Origin of the sequence: Solibacillus sp. FSL W8-0474 (assembly GCF_038004065.1) — a bacterium.
GTDB classification, from domain to species: domain Bacteria; phylum Bacillota; class Bacilli; order Bacillales_A; family Planococcaceae; genus Solibacillus; species Solibacillus faecavium.
Genome location: NZ_JBBOQJ010000001.1, coordinates 3,431,864 through 3,450,704, shown reverse-complemented (window position 1 = coordinate 3,450,704; position 18,841 = coordinate 3,431,864). Strand labels below are relative to the sequence as shown.

12 protein-coding genes, 15 tRNA genes and 3 rRNA genes are annotated in these 18,841 nt (G+C 42.3%); 27 read left to right on the top strand and 3 right to left on the bottom strand.

Annotated features, from left to right (window positions below; translation table 11 throughout):
* The first annotated feature begins 60 nt into the window (after positions 1-60).
* The 5 genes from NYE67_RS17570 (at position 61) to nikC (ending at position 5,722) form a co-directional block, all read left to right on the top strand.
* Positions 61-1,080 (top strand): ABC transporter ATP-binding protein, encoded by a 1,020-nt coding sequence (locus tag NYE67_RS17570; RefSeq protein WP_340726184.1) that lies wholly within the window; start codon positions 61-63, stop codon positions 1,078-1,080.
* Entirely contained in the window at positions 1,055-2,032 is a 978-nt protein-coding gene (locus tag NYE67_RS17565; RefSeq protein ID WP_340730714.1) for an ABC transporter ATP-binding protein, read from the top strand. The genes NYE67_RS17570 and NYE67_RS17565 overlap by 26 nt, the downstream gene beginning before the upstream one ends.
* A gap of 39 nt (positions 2,033-2,071) precedes the next feature.
* Positions 2,072-3,718 (top strand): ABC transporter substrate-binding protein, encoded by a 1,647-nt coding sequence (locus NYE67_RS17560; protein WP_340730713.1) that lies wholly within the window; start codon positions 2,072-2,074, stop codon positions 3,716-3,718.
* An 89-nt stretch (positions 3,719-3,807) separates the two neighbouring features.
* Positions 3,808-4,812: an ABC transporter permease gene (locus NYE67_RS17555; RefSeq protein WP_340726181.1), complete on the top strand. Its 1,005-nt coding sequence runs from the start codon at positions 3,808-3,810 to the stop codon at positions 4,810-4,812.
* A gap of 16 nt (positions 4,813-4,828) precedes the next feature.
* A complete protein-coding gene (nikC, locus tag NYE67_RS17550) occupies positions 4,829-5,722 on the top strand; it encodes a nickel transporter permease (protein WP_340730712.1) in 894 nt (297 codons plus the stop codon).
* A gap of 47 nt (positions 5,723-5,769) precedes the next feature.
* On the opposite strand, the gene NYE67_RS17545 is transcribed toward nikC, so the two are convergent.
* Both NYE67_RS17545 and NYE67_RS17540 read right to left on the bottom strand, forming a co-directional pair.
* A complete protein-coding gene (locus NYE67_RS17545; RefSeq protein WP_340730711.1) occupies positions 5,770-6,864 on the bottom strand; it encodes an aromatic acid exporter family protein in 1,095 nt (364 codons plus the stop codon).
* 175 nt (positions 6,865-7,039) lie between these two features.
* Positions 7,040-8,326, bottom strand: a complete 1,287-nt coding sequence (locus NYE67_RS17540) for a glutamate-1-semialdehyde 2,1-aminomutase (RefSeq protein WP_340730710.1) — start codon at positions 8,324-8,326, stop codon at positions 7,040-7,042.
* A gap of 133 nt (positions 8,327-8,459) precedes the next feature.
* Between NYE67_RS17540 and bcp the strand changes: the two genes are divergently transcribed.
* The 3 genes from bcp to perR all read left to right on the top strand — a co-directional run bounded on the left by bcp (position 8,460) and on the right by perR (position 10,522).
* Positions 8,460-8,927 (top strand): thioredoxin-dependent thiol peroxidase, encoded by a 468-nt coding sequence (gene bcp, locus NYE67_RS17535; RefSeq protein ID WP_340726177.1) that lies wholly within the window; start codon positions 8,460-8,462, stop codon positions 8,925-8,927.
* Positions 8,928-8,950: 23 nt separating this feature from the next.
* Positions 8,951-9,898 (top strand): D-2-hydroxyacid dehydrogenase, encoded by a 948-nt coding sequence (locus NYE67_RS17530; RefSeq protein ID WP_340730709.1) that lies wholly within the window; start codon positions 8,951-8,953, stop codon positions 9,896-9,898.
* Between the two features lie 177 nt (positions 9,899-10,075).
* On the top strand, positions 10,076-10,522 hold the full coding sequence (gene perR / locus NYE67_RS17525) for a peroxide-responsive transcriptional repressor PerR (protein WP_340730708.1): 447 nt from the start codon (positions 10,076-10,078) through the stop codon (positions 10,520-10,522).
* A 91-nt stretch (positions 10,523-10,613) separates the two neighbouring features.
* On the opposite strand, the gene NYE67_RS17520 is transcribed toward perR, so the two are convergent.
* A complete protein-coding gene (locus NYE67_RS17520) occupies positions 10,614-10,955 on the bottom strand; it encodes a YgzB family protein (RefSeq protein WP_191701029.1) in 342 nt (113 codons plus the stop codon).
* A gap of 269 nt (positions 10,956-11,224) precedes the next feature.
* Here NYE67_RS17520 and NYE67_RS17515 point away from each other — a divergent pair, with 269 nt between their 5' ends.
* The 19 genes from NYE67_RS17515 to NYE67_RS17425 all read left to right on the top strand — a co-directional run bounded on the left by NYE67_RS17515 (position 11,225) and on the right by NYE67_RS17425 (position 18,834).
* Entirely contained in the window at positions 11,225-12,118 is an 894-nt protein-coding gene (locus NYE67_RS17515; RefSeq protein ID WP_340730707.1) for a nucleotidyltransferase-like protein, read from the top strand.
* Between the two features lie 339 nt (positions 12,119-12,457).
* Positions 12,458-14,012, top strand: a 16S ribosomal RNA gene (locus NYE67_RS17510).
* A 268-nt stretch (positions 14,013-14,280) separates the two neighbouring features.
* Positions 14,281-17,209 (top strand): 23S ribosomal RNA (locus tag NYE67_RS17505).
* Positions 17,210-17,329: 120 nt separating this feature from the next.
* Positions 17,330-17,445, top strand: a 5S ribosomal RNA gene (gene rrf, locus NYE67_RS17500).
* Together the 16S, 23S and 5S rRNA genes with 15 tRNA genes alongside form the textbook arrangement of a ribosomal RNA operon.
* 13 nt (positions 17,446-17,458) lie before the next feature.
* Positions 17,459-17,534: transfer RNA gene (locus NYE67_RS17495), tRNA-Asn, on the top strand.
* A gap of 9 nt (positions 17,535-17,543) precedes the next feature.
* Positions 17,544-17,635 (top strand) — tRNA-Ser (locus NYE67_RS17490).
* Between the two features lie 15 nt (positions 17,636-17,650).
* Positions 17,651-17,725: transfer RNA gene (locus NYE67_RS17485), tRNA-Glu, on the top strand.
* 23 nt (positions 17,726-17,748) lie between these two features.
* Positions 17,749-17,824 (top strand) — tRNA-Val (locus NYE67_RS17480).
* Between the two features lie 25 nt (positions 17,825-17,849).
* A tRNA-Met gene (locus tag NYE67_RS17475) sits at positions 17,850-17,924 on the top strand.
* Between the two features lie 3 nt (positions 17,925-17,927).
* A tRNA-Asp gene (locus NYE67_RS17470) sits at positions 17,928-18,003 on the top strand.
* Positions 18,004-18,028: 25 nt separating this feature from the next.
* Positions 18,029-18,104, top strand: a tRNA-Phe gene (locus NYE67_RS17465).
* A 7-nt stretch (positions 18,105-18,111) separates the two neighbouring features.
* Positions 18,112-18,187: transfer RNA gene (locus tag NYE67_RS17460), tRNA-Thr, on the top strand.
* Positions 18,188-18,193: 6 nt separating this feature from the next.
* Positions 18,194-18,277: transfer RNA gene (locus NYE67_RS17455), tRNA-Tyr, on the top strand.
* 10 nt (positions 18,278-18,287) lie between these two features.
* A tRNA-Trp gene (locus NYE67_RS17450) sits at positions 18,288-18,361 on the top strand.
* A 30-nt stretch (positions 18,362-18,391) separates the two neighbouring features.
* Positions 18,392-18,467, top strand: a tRNA-His gene (locus NYE67_RS17445).
* A gap of 39 nt (positions 18,468-18,506) precedes the next feature.
* Positions 18,507-18,582 (top strand) — tRNA-His (locus NYE67_RS17440).
* 15 nt (positions 18,583-18,597) lie between these two features.
* Positions 18,598-18,672 (top strand) — tRNA-Gln (locus tag NYE67_RS17435).
* 9 nt (positions 18,673-18,681) lie between these two features.
* Positions 18,682-18,756 (top strand) — tRNA-Gly (locus tag NYE67_RS17430).
* Positions 18,757-18,760: 4 nt separating this feature from the next.
* Positions 18,761-18,834: transfer RNA gene (locus NYE67_RS17425), tRNA-Cys, on the top strand.
* Positions 18,835-18,841 lie beyond the last annotated feature (7 nt).

Genomic DNA, 18,841 nt, shown 5'->3' with positions numbered 1-18,841 from the left:
CAATTGGTATAATATCATATTTTCAAATACTTTTAATCTTCAGAATATTGAGGTGGTTGAATGAGTCGAAAAGCTGTGTTGGAAGTGAGAGAGTTAGAAACTACATTTTTTTCGGATAGCGGAAAGGTTGCTGCTGTTGATCGAATAAGCTTTTCAATTCATGAGGGGGAAATTCTTGCCATCGTAGGAGAATCTGGTTGTGGGAAAAGTGTAACTTCTCTTTCCATAATGGGTCTTGTACCTAGTCCTCCGGGAAAAATAACGAATGGGAGCATTTTATTGAAAGGTCAGGATATCTCGAAATTCTCTGATAAGCAAATGCGAAAGATTCGAGGTAATGAAATCGCTATGATTTTCCAGGAGCCTATGACTTCGCTTAATCCATTATTTACGATCGGAAATCAGTTAATTGAAGCTATACGCATCCATCATCCGAAATGGTCGAAAAAGGAATCTACTGCGCGGGCAATAGAAATTATGAAACTAGTAGGATTACCAAGAGCAGAGCAACTGATTAAGGATTACCCCCATCAGCTATCCGGCGGGATGAGGCAGCGCGTTATGATTGCAATGGCTCTTGTATGTAATCCAAAAGTGCTCATTGCGGATGAACCAACAACTGCACTAGATGTAACGATACAAGCCCAAATTTTAAAATTAATGCGTGATTTAAATGAACGTTTGAACACCGCGGTCTTATTAATTACGCATGATTTAGGGGTCGTTGCTGAAACGTGTGAGCGCGTCATTGTAATGTATGCTGGTCAGATTGTGGAAGAAGCACCGGTTAATGAAATATTTAAAAACCCCCAGCATCCATATACAAAAGGGCTCATACAATCTGTACCTGATATGCGCTATAAGAAGGATACGCTTTATTCCATTCCCGGTAATGTACCAAAGCCAGGTTCTATTTCAGAGGGGTGCCGTTTTGCAGCACGCTGTGAATATGCATTTGAACGGTGTTTAACTAGTAATCCCCCATTATATGATGCTGCAGGGGCACATAGAGCACGATGTTTCTTATTGGAAATGGAAGAAGGGGGGATTTCACATGTCGAAAGTGCTGCTGAAAGTTGATCATTTAAAGAAGTATTTTCCAATTCGCCATGGGATGTTTGCCCGACATGTTGGAGATGTAAAGGCAGTCGATGATGTGTCATTCGAACTTTATGAAGGAGAAACACTTGGGATTGTCGGGGAGTCAGGATGCGGAAAGTCTACAACCGGTCGCGCAATTATGCGATTACATGAACCGACAGAAGGAAAAGTGTTCTTTGATGGTATTGAGCTTACAGATTTAAATAGTGAGCAAATGCGAAAAGTTCGAAGAGATATACAAATGGTATTCCAAGACCCGTACGCATCGTTAAATCCGAGGCATACGGTAGAAAAAATTTTGGAAGAACCGTTAATTGTCCATGGCATCGGCAATGCGAAGGAAAGAAAAAAAAAGGTTCGAGAATATTTGGAAATTGTAGGACTGAGCTCATACCATGCGAAGCGTTATCCTCATCAGTTTAGTGGAGGACAACGGCAGCGTATTGGAATCGCAAGAGCGCTTATGACCAATCCGAAACTGATTATTGCTGATGAGCCAGTCTCGGCACTTGATGTATCAATTCAAGCGCAAGTATTGAATTTAATGCAAAGATTGCAGGATGATTTAAAGCTCACTTATATATTTATTGCACATGATTTAGGTGTTGTACGGCATATTAGCGACAGAGTAGGTGTGATGTATTTAGGAAGGCTCGTTGAAATTGCTGAAAGTGAATCACTGTATCATGAGCCGCTTCATCCCTATACACAAGCGTTATTATCCGCTGTACCAATACCGGACCCAGTATATGAAAGAGAGCAACTATTACTAAAGGGTGATATTCCGAGCCCATCCAATCCACCAACAGGGTGTACTTTTCATACGCGCTGTCCGCATGCTATGGAAAAATGCAAACAAGTTATTCCTATGCTCCAGAAAATCAAATCGGGTCATTCTGTTGCGTGTCATTTATATGAAACGCCGCAATGATAATAGATTAAAAGAAAAAGAATCTAGGGGGTTGTTTTATTGAAGAAAGGTAAAGTGTATTCATTAAGTCTCATTATGCTATTAATGATGGCTCTATTTTTGGCTGCTTGTGGTGCTGATGATGGAGAGACATCGACAGCGGAGCCAGGTACAGACTCAAGTGCAACAAATACAGAAAGTGATGCGACAGACAATTCGAATTCTTCAACACCTCAAGTATTAGTATTTGGTCGCGGAGCAGATTCGGTTTCGCTCGATCCAGGTATTGTAACAGATGGCGAATCATTTAAAGTAACACAAAACTTGTTTGAAACGTTATTGAATTTCGGAAAACAAGATACAACGATCAACCCTGGTTTAGCAAAAGAATGGGAAGTTAGTGAAGATGGATTAACTTACACATTCCATCTTGAAGAAGGTGTAATGTTCCATGATGGTACAGAATTCAATGCTGAAGCGGTCATTAAAAATGTTAACCGTTGGAAGGGTGGAAAAGAAGAAGATTTCTACTACTTCAACTCAATGTTTAAAGCTGAAGGGGAAGACATTATTAAAGATGTAACAGCAGAAGGAGATTATACTGTTGTATTTACACTTTCCCGTCCGCAAGCACCATTCCTTAAAAACATAGCAATGAGCCCGTTCGGTATTGCTTCACCAACAGCATTTGAAGCAGCGGGTGAGAGCTTTGGTGATCAACCGGTAGGAACAGGTCCATTTAAATTTGTTGATTGGAAACGTAATGACTCAATTACAATTGAGAAGTTTACCGAATACTGGCAAGAAGGTTTACCGAAATTAGATAAAGTTATTTTCCGTTCAATTCCGGATAACTCTGCGCGCCTAAATGAATTAATGGCAGGTAACATTGATTTAGCAGATGGGATTAATCCTTCAGATGGAAAAACAGTGGAAGGTAATTCTGAATTACAACTTATTGAACGCCCATCTATGAACATCGGCTATTTAGGGTTAACGAATACTCGTGCACCTTTTGACAACAAATTAGTGCGACAAGCGGTTAACTATGCCATTGATAAACAAGCTATTGTAGACGCGTTCTTTGAAGGTCGTGCAGAAGTAGCAGCAAATCCAATGCCATCGTCAATTAGTGGCTATAACGATGCGATTTCTCCGTATCCGTATGATCCGGAAAAAGCGAAAGCATTATTAGCAGAAGCTGGCTATGACGGAAAAGAAATTGAGCTATGGGCTATGCCTGTACCACGTCCATATATGCCGGACGGTGCTAAAGTAGCGGAAGTTATTCAGAAAAACTTAGAAGATGTAGGCATTCCATCAAAAATCGTAACATTTGAATGGGCGACATATTTAGAAAAAGCGAAAAATGGAGAAGCAGATGCGTTCATGCTTGGATGGACTGGCGATAACGGAGATGCAGATAACTTCATTTACACATTATTGGATAAAGACAATATCGGCTCTAATAACTATGCGTACTATTCTAATGATGAAGTGCATGAGTTATTAATTAAAGCACAGTCAGAAACTGATGAAAATGTACGTAATGATTTATACAAAAAAGCACAGGAAATTATTCATGAAGATGCACCGTGGGTACCACTTGCTCACTCAACGCCTTTACTTGCAGCTAAAGCAGGGGTGAAAGATTTCCTTCCACATCCAACAGGTTCTGATAAATTAACTAATGTTTCATTTGAATAATAGAGGCTTTATTTAAGTGAAAGGGGAGGTAATACGCCTCTCCTTTTTTCTACTAGTAGAAACATACATTCATAAAAGGGGTGAAGAGCATGCTTCACTACATTGGCAAACGTCTACTGCATTTAATACCCGTATTACTCGGTATGACCTTTTTAGTGTTTTTAATTATTCGTGCCATTCCAGGTGACCCAGCCCAAGTAATTTTAGGCCAGCAAGCTACCGCGGATGCTATAGCAGCGCTTCGCCTAAAGCTAGGGCTCGATAATCCATGGTATGTTCAATACTTTGATTATTTAAAAGGAATATTTACAGGGAATTTAGGTGACTCATTAAGAACAAGACAACCAATTGCCACTGAAATTTGGCCATATTTGGCTGCTACATTTGAACTTGCACTTTTCGCTATGATTATTGCTGTTATTGTCGGAGTAAATGCAGGGATTATTTCCGCATGGTTTCAAAATTCCTGGTTCGATTACATGGCAATGATTGTTGCTTTAATAGGAGTATCCATGCCAATTTTTTGGTTAGGATTAATGGAACAATGGGCATTTAGTATCCAACTAGGATGGTTGCCAACTTCGGGTCGTGAGGAAGTACGAGATCCGGTTACTGCCATTACGCATTTTTATTTAATCGATACATTAATGCACGGTAGATTTGATCAGTTTGTTGATGTAATCAAGCATTTAATATTGCCGGGCGTTGCACTAGCGACAATACCTACAGCAATTATAGCTCGTATGACAAGAGCGTCCATGCTGGAAGTAATGCGATCAGATTTCGTTCGTACAGCTCGTGCAAAGGGGCAAAAAATGTTTATTGTTGTTTATAAACACGCTTTGAAAAATGCCTTAATTCCTGTGTTAACAGTAGTAGGTTTACAAACGGGGATGCTTTTAGGTGGTGCCATATTAACTGAAACTATTTTTAGTTGGCCTGGTATCGGACGCTATATATATGAAGCGATAGGATTCCGAGATTATCCTGTCATTCAGTCGGGCATTTTAATTGTTGCCTTTTTATTCGTCATGATTAATTTAATCGTTGATATTTTGTATACAGTAATCGATACACGCATTAAATACAACTAGGGAGGAGGCGCATAGCATGTCTGAAATCATACGAAATCAAGTACGACAAATTGAAGTTGAAGAAAAAGTAAAAGGGCCATGGCAAGAAGCATGGACGAGTTTCAAAAAAAGTAAATCAGCCTTAGTGGGCAGTGCAATTGTTATATTTTTTGTCCTTATTGCTGTTTTGGGCCCTTTTATAGCACCCCAAGGAATTAATGAGCAAAATTTAAGTATGCGCTTGCAGCCTCCATCCGCTGAATTTTGGTTTGGGACAGATGATTTGGGTCGTGACATTTTTTCGCGAATTTTACATGGTGCTCGAATCTCTTTAACAGTTGGTTTGTCCGCAGTATTAATTTCCGCAGTTGCTGGTAGCTTTTTGGGAATTATTGCGGGTTATTATGGTCGTTGGGTTGATACAATTATTTCACGGATATTTGATATTCTGCTCGCATTCCCAAGTATTTTATTAGCGATTGCGATTGTTTCAATTTTAGGTCCTTCATTGCAAAATGCCTTAATTGCAATTGCGGTCATTAATATACCGAACTTTGGTCGACTCATTCGTTCGCGGGTGCTTAGTATTAAGGAAGAGGAATATATTCATGCTGCAAAAGCAATTGGGATGAGGAATACGAGGATATTATGGAAACATATCTTACCGAATTCTATGACACCTGTAATTGTCCAAGGAACATTGGCGATTGCAACGGCTATTATTGAAGCTGCAGCACTTGGCTTTTTAGGGCTTGGAGCAGAAGCACCTCAGCCGGAGTGGGGTAAAATGTTGGCGGATGCGCGGATGTTTTTATTAAATGCACCGTGGGCTATGATATTCCCGGGACTTGCAATTATGTTGACGGTAATCGGATTTAACTTAATGGGCGATGGGCTACGAGATGCACTCGATCCAAAAATGAAAAATTAAAAAGAGGAGGTGTGCAAAAGCACATCTTCTCTTTTTAAGTAGTTCGTCTAATAAAAGTCTGATTCTAAATTAAGATTTTTTTCCTCACTATGATAGCTACGGTAGGAAACAATTAATGTATCAAGATGCTCTAAGTTTTCCTCGTAATCTAAAATCCTGGATAAAATGTAAAGCAAATGGTAGCTTGAAAACTGTTCATCTTCAGAAGCCTCTTCCTGGGCGAGAGCAATTTGTTTAATGAATTGCTCCATAAGCTCACTACCTTGTAAATATTCCTCATGCCGCGTCCATTTTGAATGTTCGGGCCTTAGTTTTCCTGTATATTTCAATAATAGTTGTTCGTGATAGGTTAGTAAAAAGTCCAACCGCTCCTGAATAATAATTTGAAATTTGTTCGGCAGCTTACCAAGTTCGTTTTCATGTTTATGCAATCGGACTAGTAATTCATAGCTTTTTTTCGAAGTTAATAGCATTTGACGATATATAACAAGCTTCCGTGCTTTTACATACTTTTGCTTGTTGGAATAACCGCGTTCTTCTTTAAAAAAGCCATACATTGTATCCAATTCATTTAGACGGGATTCCAATTTATTGACGGCCATCTTAGTAGATGTATGTTCACTTGCTTGGCGTACAGCTAGACGCGTCCAACGAATAATATCGTCTTGTATGGAGTTGATTTTTTTAAACAGCTTTACTTCATATTTCGGTGGCAAAAATACTAAATTTACAACAAAGGCAGCAAAAACACCGAGCATAATTGTTCCAAAGCGAATTAAGCCAAACATTAAAAAGTCATCACCAGGCACTTCCATAATGGCTATAACAGTAACAAGTGCAAGTGAAATAGATTTTTCAAGCTTCAGTTTCATCATAAGACCGAGTACGATAATTGCAGCAATGCCGACTGCAACGATATGATGTCCGAATAGTAAACCAAATATTACAGCAATAGTAGCTCCAATTAAATTCCCTTGCATTTGCTCTAAAATAGTAAGATAAGACCGGTAAATAGAAGGCTGAATAGCAAAAACAGCAGCAATGGCAGCAAATACAGGTGAGGGAACATTTAATATTTGAGCTAAAAATAGGGCAAAGACGATTGCAACGCCAGTTTTTAATACACGTGCACCAAGTTTCATGTGCACTTCCTCCTTTCTTGCGGAGTTATGATATAGAAGCCACTATAAACTAAAAATTTATAGTGGCTTTCATGTTTGTCTCGTATTATAGAATATCGCACTAAAGGACACTTTCAAGTAATGTTTTGTGCGCCGATACTCCAATAACTTGGAGGGCGCCTTTTCGCTTTAGTTCCTATAATTGAGAAAATGCGTAATCTACCGCTCTTAATGTTTCTTCTATATCAGCTACGGTATGCTCTGTCGTTAAGAACCATGCTTCATATTTTGAAGGGGCTAAGTTGATGCCTTGTGATAACATTAATTTAAAGAAGCGACCGAACTTTTCACCGTCCGTATTTTCCGCTTGCTCATAGTTTTCCACTTTTACATCAGTAAAGTAAATTGCGAACGCGCCTTTTAAACGGTTTAATGTTATCGTCACATTATGTTTTTTGGCAGCTGCTAAAATACCTTCCTCAAGAAGAGCACCTAAGCGATCCATTTCTTCATAAATACCCGGTTGCTGCAACACTTCAAGACATGCAATACCTGCTTGCATACTTGCAGGGTTTCCTGCCATAGTACCAGCCTGATATGCAGGGCCAAGTGGAGCGACTGTTTCCATAACTTCTTTACGACCACCGTATGCACCGATTGGCAGACCGCCGCCGATTACTTTCCCCATTGCGACTAAGTCCGGAGTTAAGCCAAGCATTGTATGTGCTGCACCGTAGTGGAAACGGAAAGCTGTAATGACTTCATCGTGAATTGTTAATGCACCATATTCTTTTGCCAATGCATGTACATGTTCCAAAAATCCTTTATGCGGTTCTACAATTCCGAAGTTGCCGACGATTGGTTCGATTAAAATCCCTGCAACATCATTGCCCCATTTTTCCATTGCTAATGTGAATTCTTCCTCGTTGTTAAATGGTACGGTAATTACTTCTGTAGCGACAGCATGAGGAACTCCTGCAGAGTCAGGTGAACCTAATGTTGCTGGACCTGATCCCGCAGCAACAAGTACTTGGTCGAAGTGACCGTGATAGCACCCAGCAAATTTAATGATTTTTGTACGACCGGTGAAGGCACGAGCGACACGTACACATGTCATCACTGCTTCAGTACCGGAGTTGTTAAAACGGACTTTATCTAATGTAGGAATTGCTTCTTTTAACATTTTTGCAAACTTAATTTCATGCTCTGTCGGTGTACCGAATAAAACACCAGTTTCAGCGGCGTGTGCAATCGCTTTTGCAATATGCGGATGTCCGTGCCCCGTAACGATTGGACCATAGGCTGCTAAATAATCGATGTAACGATTACCGTCTACATCCCAAAAGTATGCTCCTTTACCGCGGACCATGACAACAGGTGCGCCGCCGCCTACTGCTTTATAAGAACGGGATGGACTATTTACCCCGCCAACGATATGTTCGAGCGCTTCTGCATGAAGTTGCTCAGATTTAGTATGATTCATAATTTATTCCTCCAAAATAGGTTACATGAAATGATTTCATATCTATTGTAGTATGTAATGAAAGGGAACGCCAAAGAAATTGAAGCAACGGGCATTGTTTTGTATCATAGAAGAAAAATTTGGAGGGAAAGTTATGACATTAGAAAATTTACAGGCACCAGCATTTACATTGCAAAACGAAGAAGGAAAAACAATTTCGCTGGAAGACTATAAAGGTAAAAACGTGATTCTCTATTTTTACCCGAAAGATTTAACACCTGGCTGTACAACACAGGCTTGCGACTTCCGCGATAAATATGAAGATTTTTCAGATTTGAATGCCGTAATTTTAGGTGTAAGTTTAGATGATGCAGCGAAACATACCAAATTTATCGAAAAGCACGGATTACCGTTTTCGTTATTAGTGGATGAGAATCATGAAGTGGCGGAGAAATATGGTGTTTGGACATTGAAGAAAAATTTTGGTAAGGAATATATGGGCATCGAGCGTACGACATTTTTAATTAATGAAGAGGGCATAGTTGAAAAAGAGTGGAGAAAAGTACGTGTAAAAAATCATATTGAAGATGTGTTAAACTATTTAAAAAATCGCACAAATTAATGGGTGCTCAAAGGGGAGTTATAATGGCAACGATTTATTTTACATTTGAACCGCGTGAAGATTTAAAACAGCCGCTTTTATCGGAGTTTCCACAAGTAGATTTTTTATTTGATACAAAATTGGATATAGAGAAACTTGCACAGGCAGAAATATTAGTAACATACGGGGAAGATCTAAAAGAACAGCATTTGCAGTATGCAGATAAATTACAGTGGATCTTCGTTGCGTCAGCGGGAATCGAAAAAATGCCCGCAGAAGCAATCGCAAAACGTAATATTATCGTATCAAATGTACGTGGGATACATAAAAAGCCGATGACTGAATCGATCCTGGCGCATATTTTAGCTTTAAAACGTGTATTGCCATTTATTTATGAACAGCAACAAAAGAAAGAATGGAATAAAAAGGCCCGACCTACTGAGTTAAACGGCAGCACAGCACTTATAATTGGACCAGGTGCGATTGGGGGAGAAATCGGGCGTATATTACAGGCATTTGATGTTCATACAATTGGCTGCAACCGTTCAGGTACTGAAGCACCCTATATGAATGAAACATATAAGCTGGATGCCTTGAAGCAACATTTACCAAAGGCAGACATTGTAATTTCGATCCTCCCATCTACGAAGGAAACAAAACATCTGCTAACTCGTGAGCATTTTGAGGAAATGAAAAACTCTGCAATCTTCATGAACTTTGGACGAGGAGATGTAGTAAATACAGAAACACTCATTAAAGTACTCCAAGACAAATTGATTGAGCATGCTGTATTGGATGTATATGAAGTTGAGCCTTTACCATCGGATAGTCCATTATGGGATTTAGACAATGTAACTCTTTCTCCCCATTTTTCAAGTCATTCATCACGTTATGTGGAGCGAAGTTTAGATATTTTTAAACCGAGTTTGCAAAAATGGTTGAATGGAGAGCGGGACTTAGAAAATAAGATGGATATTCTTAGAGGTTACTAACTGAGAAAATTTGTTAGTGAAGTTAAGCTTTGCTTGGATGGATTTTCAATTAGCAATTTTATCTAATGACTTTTACTTCTATTAGAATAAGCAATTGTTGACAACTTGAGGATAAATTCGATACACTATTTATAACGATTATAAATTAATAATATGTATGAAAAGGGGTGTATGACGATGTCTGAAATGCATTTAAAGGATGCGCTGGACACGTTAAAGACTACTGGTGTACGAATTACTCCTCAGCGTCATGCGATTTTGGAATATCTAATTCAAAGTATGATTCACCCAACAGCGGATGATATATACAAAGCACTTTGCGGCAAGTTTCCTAATATGAGTGTCGCAACAGTATATAATAATTTACGAGTATTTCGTGAGGTTGGCTTAGTTAAAGAGCTTACTTACGGAGACGCAGCAAGTCGTTTCGATTTTGTAACGGGCGATCACTATCATATGATTTGTGAATGTTGCGGCAAAATTGTAGATTTTCATTATCCTGGATTAAATGAAGTAGAGCACTTCGCTTCTCAAGTTACAGGCTTTGAAGTTAATTCGCACCGTTTGGAAGTATACGGTACTTGCCCAGAGTGTATTGCAGTCGGTGGAAAGAAAGTTCAATAAAAAGTTTAACCTAGTAACGATTGTTGCTAGGTTTTTTGTATGAAAAAACTGCATTAACCCAAAGTGAGTATCAATGCAGCTTATTTATACTTTATTTTTTGTTGTATTCTTGATTAAATTCTTTACCTTCTAATGAAGGATCTAATGTAAGTGGTTCGTTGCAATACATGCAAATATCTACACGACCTAATACTTTTGTCCATTTTCCGCATTCCGGACAAACCACTTGTACTGCTTTAGTTGATAAAAGTCCAATCCATCCATAAACAGCAGTACTACCGATAATGCACAGAAGCCCTATAGACATGAAGATTAATACAAGAATTTGATTGTCTTTAAAAAAGATTGCACCATACATAATTACAAAGCCGATGAAAATAAGCGATAATGCAAATGATCGTATTTTATTTATTTTACTATTATACTTTTTCATTATAATTGCCTCCTAATCTAAAATATACTATAACATAAATTGGATTTAGATTAGTAGATTTGAAAGATTTTGGAGATATTCTATTATATGAATTTAAAGGTATTTCCAAACTTATTGTCGAAACAATTCTATTATTCTAGTTATAATTAATAACGACTTTTTATTGGATTAAATATTCAATGAGATAACACTAGTTAATTTGATATATAGCGATTACAATAACTTAGAAACAAATATATATAGTAGCAAAATTTTATAGGGGGATAACAATGGAACATATTTTAAGACCAATTTATCAGGAACGCGCAAGTCAGCCAGAGACGTTAGGGGTTATTTTAATTAATAAGCGTGAAGGCGCTGAGAATATGACCGATACATTTGATTCGGTACTTTTAATTATTGTAAAAGATAGTGACACGCCTATTTATTCAAAACACTATATGTATGGTGATGCGAAAATGGTGATGCATATATTAACGGAAGAGCGTCTGCGTAAATGGATCTTTATTGGTTCGAATAAGCGTTTAGTTGATTGGCTATTCCACGGTAAAATTATGTTCGATCGAAATGAATTTTTATTTAAGCTGCGTTCAGAACTACAAGAGTTTCCTTTTGTCGGTCGTAAGTTGAAAACAGGAATTCAGTTCGCTAAGTTAATCCGCCGTTATCAAGAAGGAAAAGAATTGTTTGAGGATGGTCACTATTTAGATGCTTATAATCATGTAGTTGCTTCATTACATCATTTAGGTAGATTATCAATTATTGATAGTGGTCACTATCCGGAAGTCACTGTATGGGCTCAAGTGAAACGAAATGACCCGGCGATTTATAAGTTATATGAAGAATTAATTATGAGTAATGAAAGTTTGGAAAAGCGTCTGGAGCTTTTATTTTTAGCAGGAGAGTTTCTAATTAATTCAAGAACGACTGATGGGGCGCAGCATATTTTAGAAACAATGCTTGCTCAACCCTATTGGACAATACAGGAATTACATGATCACCCTGAATTAAGTTACTACTCTATAGATCTAGAAGTTTTTGTTGAATATTTAATCGAGAAAGAGTTAGTTCAAGTAGAGACCGTAGTTGCTAAAAATGAAGCGATATTCCATCGTAACTATTATGTAGACCGACACTTTATTGAAAGTGAATACGGTTTATAGTATATTAATCAGAGCGTTAAATAACGCTCTGAAACTTTTTTTGAAAAAAGTATTGACGTAAGTGTGAGTGATATTGTAATATATTAAATGTCGCTAAGACGTACTCGAAAAACAAAATAACTTCTAAACGCTCAAACAACTTTGCAAAAAAAAGTTGTTGACAGAGAAAAGAAGAAATGTTAAATTAGAGAAGTCGCTAAAACGACATAGCAACAAAATGAACCTTGAAAACTGAACAAGCAACGTTAATGAAACAAGCTTCTTAAATGAAGCAAACAATAGATTTTAACTTTTAATTAAGTTGAATCGCTAGCAAAGCAAATGAGCTTTCAAACTACTTTTATGGAGAGTTTGATCCTGGCTCAGGACGAACGCTGGCGGCGTGCCTAATACATGCAAGTCGAGCGGATGATGAGAGAAGCTTGCTTCTCTCTGATTTAGCGGCGGACGGGTGAGTAACACGTGGGTAACCTACCTTATAGATTGGGATAACTCCGGGAAACCGGGGCTAATACCGAATAATACTTTTAAACACATGTTTGAAAGTTGAAAGACGGTTTCGGCTGTCACTATAAGATGGACCCGCGGCGCATTAGCTAGTTGGTGAGGTAACGGCTCACCAAGGCAACGATGCGTAGCCGACCTGAGAGGGTGATCGGCCACACTGGGACTGAGACACGGCCCAGACTCCTACGGGAGGCAGCAGTAGGGAATCTTCCACAATGGACGAAAGTCTGATGGAGCAACGCCGCGTGAGTGAAGAAGGATTTCGGTTCGTAAAACTCTGTTGCAAGGGAAGAACAAGTAGCGTAGTAACTGGCGCTACCTTGACGGTACCTTGTTAGAAAGCCACGGCTAACTACGTGCCAGCAGCCGCGGTAATACGTAGGTGGCAAGCGTTGTCCGGAATTATTGGGCGTAAAGCGCGCGCAGGTGGTTCCTTAAGTCTGATGTGAAAGCCCCCGGCTCAACCGGGGAGGGTCATTGGAAACTGGGGAACTTGAGTGCAGAAGAGGATAGTGGAATTCCAAGTGTAGCGGTGAAATGCGTAGAGATTTGGAGGAACACCAGTGGCGAAGGCGACTGTCTGGTCTGTAACTGACACTGAGGCGCGAAAGCGTGGGGAGCAAACAGGATTAGATACCCTGGTAGTCCACGCCGTAAACGATGAGTGCTAAGTGTTGGGGGGTTTCCGCCCCTCAGTGCTGCAGCTAACGCATTAAGCACTCCGCCTGGGGAGTACGGTCGCAAGACTGAAACTCAAAGGAATTGACGGGGGCCCGCACAAGCGGTGGAGCATGTGGTTTAATTCGAAGCAACGCGAAGAACCTTACCAGGTCTTGACATCCCGGTGACCACTATGGAGACATAGTTTCCCCTTCGGGGGCAACGGTGACAGGTGGTGCATGGTTGTCGTCAGCTCGTGTCGTGAGATGTTGGGTTAAGTCCCGCAACGAGCGCAACCCTTATTCTTAGTTGCCATCATTCAGTTGGGCACTCTAAGGAGACTGCCGGTGATAAACCGGAGGAAGGTGGGGATGACGTCAAATCATCATGCCCCTTATGACCTGGGCTACACACGTGCTACAATGGACGATACAAACGGTTGCCAACCCGCGAGGGGGAGCTAATCCGATAAAATCGTTCTCAGTTCGGATTGTAGGCTGCAACTCGCCTACATGAAGCCGGAATCGCTAGTAATCGCGGATCAGCATGCCGCGGTGAATACGTTCCCGGGCCTTGTACACACCGCCCGTCACACCACGAGAGTTTGTAACACCCGAAGTCGGTGAGGTAACCTTTATGGAGCCAGCCGCCGAAGGTGGGATAGATGATTGGGGTGAAGTCGTAACAAGGTAGCCGTATCGGAAGGTGCGGCTGGATCACCTCCTTTCTAAGGATTATTTCGGAATCATTCTCACGGAGAATGAAACATTAACGGTTGCTGTTCAGTTTTGAAGGTTCATTCTTAATTGAATGGAATACTTCAAAACCATGTTGGTTGATTCATCTTGTGTGAGTAAGCCGCATTTCGTTCTTTGAAAACTGGATAAAACGACATTGAAAGCAATAAATCAAATTTCTATTTTATAGATTTTTAAACAAGTCAAGCAATTGACGTGTAAACTTAAATCTTGGATTTTATCCAAGTGTTAACTTTTGGTTAAGTTAATAAGGGCGCACGGTGGATGCCTTGGCACTAGGAGTCGATGAAGGACGGCACTAACACCGATATGCCTCGGGGAGCTGTAAGTAAGCTTTGATCCGGGGATTTCCGAATGGGGGAACCCACTATCTTTAATCGGATAGTATCTACACGTGAATACATAGCGTGATGAGGACAGACGCAGGGAACTGAAACATCTAAGTACCTGCAGGAACAGAAAGAAAATTCGATTCCCTGAGTAGCGGCGAGCGAAACGGGAAGAGCCCAAACCAAAGAGCTTGCTCTTTGGGGTTGTAGGACACTCTATACGGAGTTACAAAAGAATGAGTTAGACGAAGCGACTTGGAAAGGTCCGCGAAACAAGGTAAAAGCCCTGTAGTCAAAAGTTCATTCCCTCCAGAGTGTATCCTGAGTACGGCGGAACACGTGAAATTCCGTCGGAATCCGGGAGGACCATCTCCCAAGGCTAAATACTACCTAGTGACCGATAGTGAACCAGTACCGTGAGGGAAAGGTGAAAAGCACCCCGGAAGGGGAGTGAAATAGATCCTGAAACCGTGTGCCTACAAGTAGTTAGAGCCCGTTAATGGGTGATAGCGTGCCTTTTGTAGAATGAACCGGCGAGTTACGATTACGTGCGAGGTTAAGTTGAGAAGACGGAGCCGCAGCGAAAGCGAGTCTGAATAGGGCGAATTAGTACGTGGTCGTAGACCCGAAACCAGGTGATCTACCCATGTCCAGGGTGAAGGTGAGGTAACACTCACTGGAGGCCCGAACCCACGCACGTTGAAAAGTGCGGGGATGAGGTGTGGGTAGCGGAGAAATTCCAATCGAACCTGGAGATAGCTGGTTCTCTCCGAAATAGCTTTAGGGCTAGCCTCGTGATTGAGAATACCGGAGGTAGAGCACTGTTTGGACTAGGGGGGCATCTCGCTTTACCGAATTCAGACAAACTCCGAATGCCGGATATTTATACACGGGAGTCAGACTGCGAGTGATAAGATCCGTAGTCAAGAGGGAAACAGCCCAGACCACCAGCTAAGGTCCCCAAGTAATCGTTAAGTGGAAAAGGATGTGGCGTTGCTTAGACAACCAGGATGTTGGCTTAGAAGCAGCCATCATTTAAAGAGTGCGTAATAGCTCACTGGTCGAGTGACGCTGCGCCGAAAATGTATCGGGGCTAAACGATTCACCGAAGCTGTGGATGCATACTTTGAGTATGCGTGGTAGGAGAGCGTTCTAATAGCGTTGAAGTCAGACCGGAAGGACTGGTGGAGCGATTAGAAGTGAGAATGCCGGTATGAGTAGCGAAACATGGGTGAGAATCCCATGCACCGTATGACTAAGGTTTCCTGAGGAAGGCTCGTCCGCTCAGGGTTAGTCGGGACCTAAGCCGAGGCCGATAGGCGTAGGCGATGGACAACAGGTTGATATTCCTGTACCACCTCCTCACCGTTTGAGAAATGGGGGGACGCAGTAGGATAGGGTAAGCACGCCGTTGGTTGCGCGTGTTCAAGCAGTAAGGCGTGTATGTAGGCAAATCCGCATACTTTAACGTTGAGCTGTGATGACGAGCTCTTATGAGCGAAGTTCCTGATTTCACACTGCCAAGAAAAGCCTCTATCGAGGTGAGAGGTGCCCGTACCGCAAACCGACACAGGTAGTCGAGGAGAGAATCCTAAGGTGTGCGAGAGAACTCTCGTTAAGGAACTCGGCAAAATGACCCCGTAACTTCGGGAGAAGGGGTGCTTCTTTGGGTGCATAGCCTAGAGAAGCCGCAGTGAATAGGCCCAGGCGACTGTTTAGCAAAAACACAGGTCTCTGCAAAACCGTAAGGTGACGTATAGGGGCTGACGCCTGCCCGGTGCTGGAAGGTTAAGAGGAGCGGTTAGCGCAAGCGAAGCTGTGAATTGAAGCCCCAGTAAACGGCGGCCGTAACTATAACGGTCCTAAGGTAGCGAAATTCCTTGTCGGGTAAGTTCCGACCCGCACGAAAGGCGTAACGATCTGGGCACTGTCTCAACGAGAGACTCGGTGAAATTATAGTACCTGTGAAGATGCAGGTTACCCGCGACAGGACGGAAAGACCCCGTGGAGCTTTACTGTAGCCTGATATTGAATTTTGGTACAACTTGTACAGGATAGGTAGGAGCCAGAGATCCCGGAGCGCCAGCTTCGGAGGAGGCGTCGGTGGGATACTACCCTGGTTGTATTGAACTTCTAACCCATGCCCCTTAGCGGGGTAGGAGACAGTGTCAGGCGGACAGTTTGACTGGGGCGGTCGCCTCCTAAAGAGTAACGGAGGCGCCCAAAGGTTCCCTCAGAATGGTTGGAAATCATTCGAAGAGTGTAAAGGCATAAGGGAGCTTGACTGCGAGACCTACAAGTCGAGCAGGGTCGAAAGACGGGCTTAGTGATCCGGTGGTTCCGCATGGAAGGGCCATCGCTCAACGGATAAAAGCTACCCCGGGGATAACAGGCTTATCTCCCCCAAGAGTCCACATCGACGGGGAGGTTTGGCACCTCGATGTCGGCTCATCGCATCCTGGGGCTGTAGTCGGTCCCAAGGGTTGGGCTGTTCGCCCATTAAAGCGGTACGCGAGCTGGGTTCAGAACGTCGTGAGACAGTTCGGTCCCTATCCGTCGTGGGCGTAGGAAATTTGAGAGGAGCTGTCCTTAGTACGAGAGGACCGGGATGGACACACCGCTGGTGTACCAGTTGTCTTGCCAAAGGCATCGCTGGGTAGCTATGTGTGGACGGGATAAGTGCTGAAAGCATCTAAGCATGAAGCCCCCCTCAAGATGAGATTTCCCATTACGCAAGTAAGTAAGACCCCTGAAAGACGATCAGGTAGATAGGTTCGAGGTGGAAGTGCGGTGACGCATGCAGCTGACGAATACTAATCGGTCGAGGACTTAACCACATTTTATTGCACAAATTCAATGAAACGTTTATCCAGTTTTGAAAGAATGAATTTATTATAAAAAACACTTGCCAAATAAGGAAAGTGTGGTATAATAAATAAGGTCTTTCTGAAAAATAGTCTAGTGATGATGGCAAAGAGGTCACACCCGTTCCCATACCGAACACGGAAGTTAAGCTCTTTAGCGCCGATGGTAGTTGGGGGCTTCCCCCTGTGAGAGTAGGACGTCGCTAGGCTGTATAGAAATATTCCGAAGTAGCTCAGTTGGTAGAGCATCCGGCTGTTAACCGGCAGGTCGCAGGTTCGAGTCCTGCCTTCGGAGCCATTAACTCTTGGAGAGTTGTCCGAGTGGCCGAAGGAGCACGATTGGAAATCGTGTATGCGGGTAACCCTGCATCAAGGGTTCAAATCCCTTACTCTCCGCCAGCCATTTATTAAAATGGCCCGTTGGTCAAGTGGTTAAGACACCGCCCTTTCACGGCGGTAACACGGGTTCGAATCCCGTACGGGTCACCATTCATTTCATTAATATCCAGCATGGAGGATTAGCTCAGCTGGGAGAGCACCTGCCTTACAAGCAGGGGGTCGGCGGTTCGAGCCCGTCATCCTCCACCATTCAAATTTTAAATCATAGTATTGTCGCGGGGTGGAGCAGTGGTAGCTCGTCGGGCTCATAACCCGAAGGTCACAGGTTCAAGTCCTGTCCCCGCAACCAAATGGTCCCGTGGTGTAGCGGTTAACATGCCTGCCTGTCACGCAGGAGATCGCCGGTTCGATCCCGGTCGGGACCGCCATTTTTAAAATACTACATATTAATATGGGTTTGTAGCTCAGTTGGTAGAGCATTAGATTGAAGCTCTAAGTGTCGGCGGTTCGATTCCGTCCAAACCCACCATATTTTTGCCGGTGTAGCTCAGTTGGTAGAGCAACTGACTTGTAATCAGTAGGTCGAGGGTTCGACTCCTTTCGCCGGCACCATTACCTGGAGGGGTAGCGAAGTGGCTAAACGCGGCGGACTGTAAATCCGCTCCTTAGGGTTCGGCGGTTCGAATCCGTCCCCCTCCACCATCCTTTTAATAGGGGCATAGTTTAAAGGTAGAACTACGGTCTCCAAAACCGTCAGTGTGGGTTCGATTCCTACTGCCCCTGCCAATAAATTCAAAAACTCAAAATAATATAGTGGCGGTTGTGGCGAAGTGGTTAACGCACCTGATTGTGGTTCAGGCATTCGTGGGTTCGATTCCCATCAGTCGCCCCATTTTTATTTAGGTTTAAGAGTTAAAATTATAATATAGTGGCGGTTGTGGCGAAGTGGTTAACGCACCTGATTGTGGTTCAGGCATTCGTGGGTTCGATTCCCATCAGTCGCCCCATTATATTAAAAGCTTTGGGGTATAGCCAAGCGGTAAGGCAACGGATTTTGATTCCGTCATGCCCTGGTTCGAATCCAGGTTCCCCAGCCATTTTTTTTTGCGGAAGTAGTTCAGTGGTAGAACACCACCTTGCCAAGGTGGGGGTCGCGAGTTCGAACCTCGTCTTCCGCTCCAATATGGCGGCATAGCCAAGTGGTAAGGCACAGGTCTGCAACACCTTTATCACCGGTTCAAATCCGGTTGCCGCCTCCATATTTAA